General features: G+C 30.7%; 7 protein-coding genes and 1 pseudogene. 5 read left to right on the top strand and 3 right to left on the bottom strand.

The genetic code is table 11. From position 1 onward, the window contains the following. The first annotated feature begins 7 nt into the window (after window positions 1-7). Together AC1Z3S_RS19805 and AC1Z3S_RS19800 are read left to right on the top strand one after the other, a co-directional pair. Window positions 8-112, top strand: coding sequence for a putative holin-like toxin (locus AC1Z3S_RS19805; protein WP_461741716.1), 105 nt, complete (start codon window positions 8-10; stop codon window positions 110-112). Between the two features lie 150 nt (window positions 113-262). Then, on the top strand, window positions 263-610 hold the full coding sequence (locus AC1Z3S_RS19800) for a BlaI/MecI/CopY family transcriptional regulator (RefSeq protein WP_461741807.1): 348 nt from the start codon (window positions 263-265) through the stop codon (window positions 608-610). 777 nt (window positions 611-1,387) lie between these two features. On the opposite strand, the gene AC1Z3S_RS19795 is transcribed toward AC1Z3S_RS19800, so the two are convergent. The 3 genes from AC1Z3S_RS19795 to AC1Z3S_RS19785 form a co-directional block, all read right to left on the bottom strand. Further along, on the bottom strand, window positions 1,388-2,260 hold the full coding sequence (locus AC1Z3S_RS19795; RefSeq protein ID WP_461741806.1) for a hypothetical protein: 873 nt from the start codon (window positions 2,258-2,260) through the stop codon (window positions 1,388-1,390). 576 nt (window positions 2,261-2,836) lie between these two features. Then, the gene (locus AC1Z3S_RS19790) at window positions 2,837-3,106 is read right to left on the bottom strand and encodes a hypothetical protein (protein WP_461741805.1); all 270 of its coding nucleotides are present in this window, start codon (window positions 3,104-3,106) and stop codon (window positions 2,837-2,839) included. Window positions 3,107-3,251: 145 nt separating this feature from the next. Further along, complete coding sequence (locus AC1Z3S_RS19785) at window positions 3,252-3,683, bottom strand: hypothetical protein (RefSeq protein ID WP_461741804.1); 432 nt, start codon at window positions 3,681-3,683, stop codon at window positions 3,252-3,254. A gap of 694 nt (window positions 3,684-4,377) precedes the next feature. Here AC1Z3S_RS19785 and AC1Z3S_RS19780 point away from each other — a divergent pair. The 3 genes and pseudogenes from AC1Z3S_RS19780 (at window position 4,378) to AC1Z3S_RS19770 (ending at window position 5,211) form a co-directional block, all read left to right on the top strand. Continuing rightward, entirely contained in the window at window positions 4,378-4,623 is a 246-nt protein-coding gene (locus AC1Z3S_RS19780; protein ID WP_461741803.1) for a hypothetical protein, read from the top strand. A gap of 21 nt (window positions 4,624-4,644) precedes the next feature. Next, window positions 4,645-4,803 (top strand): annotated as a pseudogene (locus AC1Z3S_RS19775) (LytTR family transcriptional regulator DNA-binding domain-containing protein); the annotation flags it as partial. A gap of 42 nt (window positions 4,804-4,845) precedes the next feature. Next, window positions 4,846-5,211 (top strand): DUF3021 family protein, encoded by a 366-nt coding sequence (locus tag AC1Z3S_RS19770; RefSeq protein ID WP_461741802.1) that lies wholly within the window; start codon window positions 4,846-4,848, stop codon window positions 5,209-5,211. Window positions 5,212-5,376 lie beyond the last annotated feature (165 nt).

Below are 5,376 nucleotides of genomic sequence, written 5' to 3'. Positions count from 1 at the left end.
AAGCCTTTTGTCTGCATTAGAGACAATTCAATTGTTATTGAGTTTTGGTATGTTTACCATTGCCTTGATAAAATTGATTGTGGACTTGCTTAAAAACGACAAAAAAAAGTAACCGTCTAATCTTTGGTGAGATCACGGTTACTTTTTAAACCAATTTTGCTACCGTCTTAAACGGTTCTACTTGGAGGGCATATTGACGTATGTCCTCTTTTGTTACTTCTATTTTAGCACAAAACTTAACATATGGAAAGAAAGTGATAGCATGGAACATCTTACAATTAAAGAAAAACAAGTAGTACAGGTTTTTTGGCGTAGTGAACAGTGCTTGTCCGTATCGGACGTTACTTTATTATTACCAGATGAGAGTAAGAATACTATTGCAGCTGTCATTACCAAACTTTTGAAAAGAAAACTGATTAAGGTAGATAAAGTAGAAATTGCTGGCACAGCCCTGGCACGAAAATTTATTCCTACTATTTCTGAGGAAGCTTATTACCTATCTGTACTGCCTTCTACTACTATATATAATTTGGTACGTCACCATATTAACAGTGTGACCGATGTAGACTACTTGAACTCGTTAAAACAAAGAATTCATAAGCGTAACTAGATTCATGATATACTAGTAAGGAGGGACAGGGCATAATTAAAATATCTCCTAAAAATATTTAATATGTTGCAATTCGCTTTAACAACTGTCCCTCTTTTTATAACAAGACTCTACTTTACTACTCAAAAAATTTCACAAACTTTTTTGAGGGAGGAATCGCGTCCTTTTCAAGTTTTAAAATGTCAAAACAGCTCGATTCTAAAAATTCACAAGCAAACGCCCGCTAGAGGTTGATCTGGCGGGCTACTTTGTTTAATGCACATTATGTCTACTAAGCAGTTAAATAACTCTTTTAAAATTTGAGTTCATGTTTGTGTTGGTAATACAACTCTAGTTAAAGTAAGGTGATAAATGAAAATAGAAAAACTAGGAGGGAATAATCATGGCTGAATTAAAACATAATGTTGTAGAACATACTTGCGGAAACTGTGCGTAATGGTAAGGTCAACGCTTAATGGATCATTACTCAGGAATTTCATTCATCAACCCAAATGAAATTGCAGCGTGTGATAATACTAATAGTCCTGACATCAATAAAGAAGTTTCTCATTCGTGTAATTTTTGAAAAGAAGCAATTTGATCATCATTATGAAGAAAAACCACTCTCTTTAAATCAAATAAGGAGAGTGGTTTTTTAATGTATTCTTTACAAAATGTATGAAGTTTTATCCTTTTTTTACTTTATGTGCACTAGTCAAATAAAATTATATCAGACGAAAATTTTATTAAAATAATATATGAAAGAGTTAATTTTGTAAAACTCAAGATGTTAACCAATTATACCCAAATAATTGGAATATATAATTCTGCTGAATAATTAAATCTAGAATTTTCTAGATTATGGTTACTAAATGACAAATTAATGTATTCTTGGCCACTACTTATATTTTTTAGAGTAAGTGGTTGCTCCATAGAATATCCTGAGTTTCTATCTACAGACAATCCTTGCCCCGTAAAAGAAAAGTCTTCAATGTTGAAATGTGAAGATAATCTTAAAGGAAATGGTAAATCATATGAGGTAGTTCCCTCACGTAAGTAAATTGGAGCAAGGTCGCCTTTTGTGTAAATGTTAACCGTTTTCAAATTGGGTAGTTTGTCTAATGCACTAATATCAGTCAAAGGTATCGAAATTTCAGAACGACTATTTCCAAAGGTTAAAGAAACATTTTCGAGATTAATCATGTCAGTTAAAAAATTTAAATCCCTATGACCAATAGATGCAGTTGAATCTGAACCAATGTTGTTTATTGAAATGTTTCTAATTTTTAAAGTATTTTCATATTCTGAGAGCATGCCGGGAACTCCTCCTGCAGTGCTCTGAGTTAGATATCTAAAATCCTGTACTTGACCATTGATAGTTAAATCTGTTGTATTAATATACTGTATTCCAAATATATTTCCTTCTTTTTGTGAATTATAACTGAACTGATCTACAGAAGAATCCGTTAGAATTTTCAAAGGAATGAACCCAAAGTTATTTAAGTTTGATTTGTCATCATCAGTAAGAATATTTTCGTATTGTCTTAAGATGTTGTTACCCATATCCCAATGCACTGGGATATTTGTAGACGTTGCTATCACATAATCTCCTTTAAAAAAAATACTTATCCCGATAATACACAATATACCAAAAAACAATTTTCTTTTCATGTAGTAATCTCCCTTCTAAATTAAAATTGACTAGTAAGCACTTTTTTGAGAACACTATCATTTTATCGTAAAGTAAATAAAAGTTAAATAAAAAGGTTGCAATCCCAACGCCTAAAGCGTAATCTAAAACTATCATACAATTTAATATTACCAGAAAAAAAGCAAAAAATAGAACGTTAGCTTAAGTAAGGACTACCAATCCTTATTTAAGAGCTTTAATTGATACAGACCTATCAATCAAAACCACTTCTAACATTCTAGCTTTTACTATTAATAGTACCACTTCTTTATTGAAGTTCGTATCTAATTATAGTAAATCTAGAAGAAGAATTCAAGGACTTGATTTATAAAGGCACTCAATTAAAGCTAATTGAGTGCCTTTTTGTTTGGAACAAGCGGACGTGCCACTGTCCGACCATTAGAAGAGGGGAAATAAGACGAAAAATTAAGTATTCGCCGCTGCAATAAGGAATGCTAGGAACACACAACAGAGGTTCAAATTTCTTAGTAAGTATAAAAATAATTATTTAAAGTATAAGCCCATTTGTAATAATAAATGAGCGGGCTTTTCTTTGTTTATTCGTAGTACGCCGTATAGAGATCTTGCTGATCTTCTTTGGCTATATACCGAAGAGTTAGTTTCTCTCCATCCACTTCTAATGTATCGGATATGTCTTCTTTGTTAGAATAAACTTTACTTGTATATTGGTTTGAAGAAGCATCAAAATTTTCTACAGAATTAGTTATTGATACTGAAGTATCAATAGTTCTGTCAGTATCTGCTGTGCATCCTGAAACAATTAGGATTGAAACTAGTAGTACGGCTACTAAATATACTTTTTTCATCCTCCACTCCCCCTTTTATAGATTCAATTTCAGTCTACTCTTTTTATCTTTAAAACGCTATCATATTATGAATAAAGTATCTTTTTATAATAGTCATTATGTCTATTAAACAGTTAAATAACAGAAACTATATTTGATTTCCATGTTAACTAGATTCTTTCATTTCATCTAAAAATTTATTTATGGTACTTCCTTTAACAGAATAAGTTTTATTATTCTTTAGAACATTATCATTATAGAAAGTATACGACCTAACTTTTTGGCCAGTTTTATAAAAATCTACACTAATAGTTTCGCCCCCAACCAAGTTACTATTATCTACTTCTCCTAAACTTAACGAATCAAATATTTCTACAAATTTATTTACATCTTTTTTTGATGTATAAGTCTTACATGTTTCTTCAGCATATTCAGGTGGCAAAGAATAATTAGCTGATGTAATAACTACTTGATCGACCGAATTTGGAACTTTAAAATAATCTTGTTTATCTAGTGTATTTTTGAAAGAAAAAGCTGCTATATAAATAGCAAAGATGGCTATTGGAAGAATTATTATAGCGATGTATTTTTTTTTCATAATATCTCCTTAGTATTTTGATAATTGTGGATTTAAAAAACTTAGTGGTAGAATTCTACCACTAAGACCTTTAAAATCTTACTATGTCTGATTTCACTTGGGAAAATAGCCTATATTTATTAGGAAGAGTATACCCTGATAATAGAGGGGTTACTTTAATTGTTTGAAAAGATAATTTTGACACAAATGGCATTGACTTGATTTTAAAATAAGTTATATCAGATAAAAGAAAAGTTGGATTAGGTTAACTTGAAAACAAATGAAATTCCCATAATAATTAACGCAAAGCTGAAAATTAAACCACTCCAAAGTGCGAGCGGTAAGAATGCAGAAGTATTCTGATTCCCGTGTTCTTTAGCAAAATTAAATGATTTGTACGTTCTATACGCTTGATAGCAACCTAATATCAAACAAAATACTCCGACTGTGGTCTCTAACATACTGCTCATCCTCTCTATGCTAAGTTCTCATGTGCGATTTATTAAGAACGTTTGCCTATGGTTATATATATTATAACTCATTTTCTATAATTGAGAGGAGTTTAAATTTTAAGTTAGTACAAGGAAAATTATGTAAAGTTGAGATTATCAAATAATTAATATATAACCACTTATTCCTATTTCTTAACCAGTTGTTCTGATTCTATTCAAATAGGTCTATTTCTGCTGTGTCTTAGTGTAAAGGAGGTCGGCAAATGGAATCTATGGTAGATATTTCAGACGCATATTCGGAGTTGCAAGTTTCAATCTTAAGTCCAGTGTTAGATACTTCTTGCGTCCAACTTATTCAGTATGTAAAGGCTTATTCTGTTACTCAAGAACAAAATTTTTATGTTTTTACAGACATTCATCGTGATTTATATAAAATCAACCAAAACGATATCGAATACGTTGATGTTAGAGGAAAACTTGTAACTCTTTTTACAGAAAGAAAAGAGTAAGTAGTTGCAGAGCGATTTTACAAAGTTTTAGATGGATTAGATTCTGAAATATTTTTTCAAACAGGTAAATCTTATGCAGTTAACTTAAAAAAAATTTTAAGTTTACAATATCATTTTACCGGACAAACATTAGCAATTTTAAAGAGTGGGAGACTGTTCCAATTTCTCGTCGATTATTAACTGATTTAAAAACAAAATTATTACAAAGTGAGGGAAGATAGAATGAAAAATATTTTTGTTAGTATGTCGAGTGCAAGTTTAATTTACACTGTAGGAAATATTTTTTATGATCCTGATGCAATCTATAATTTATTACTGGGACTAGGTATCGGATTGATGGGAAATATTCACTATGTCAGACATTGGTCAATTCAACTGCAATTTCTATTGTTTATTATGGTATCTATCCTATTCTATATACTTGTTGGGCTTATTGCTAACTGGTTTTCTTTATTCAGCCTATCAATGCTAGCATCAATAGCAATATTTGGCATATTATTTGTGGCAATATGGTTTATTACTTACAAAGATTACTTGAAAACAGTTAGCGAAATTAATCAGTTGCTAAAAGAGCTAAGGAATAGTTAAGACTCTGTTTTTCTAAGAATTGAAACTTAACCTAACAGTGGTGTTAGTATCAAATCTTAGACAGCTTTTCGTAGAGACAAGAATAAATTAAACTTATCTACGAGAGGATGAATTTTTATGACCCGATATGAAGAAAATTTTAAACAGATGATTGTTGAACTGAAT

The sequence above is a fragment of the Enterococcus sp. LJL90 genome, from assembly GCF_056924355.1.
The sequence above is the reverse complement of the archived record's forward strand: the minus strand, read 5'-3'. Positions and strand labels throughout refer to the sequence as shown.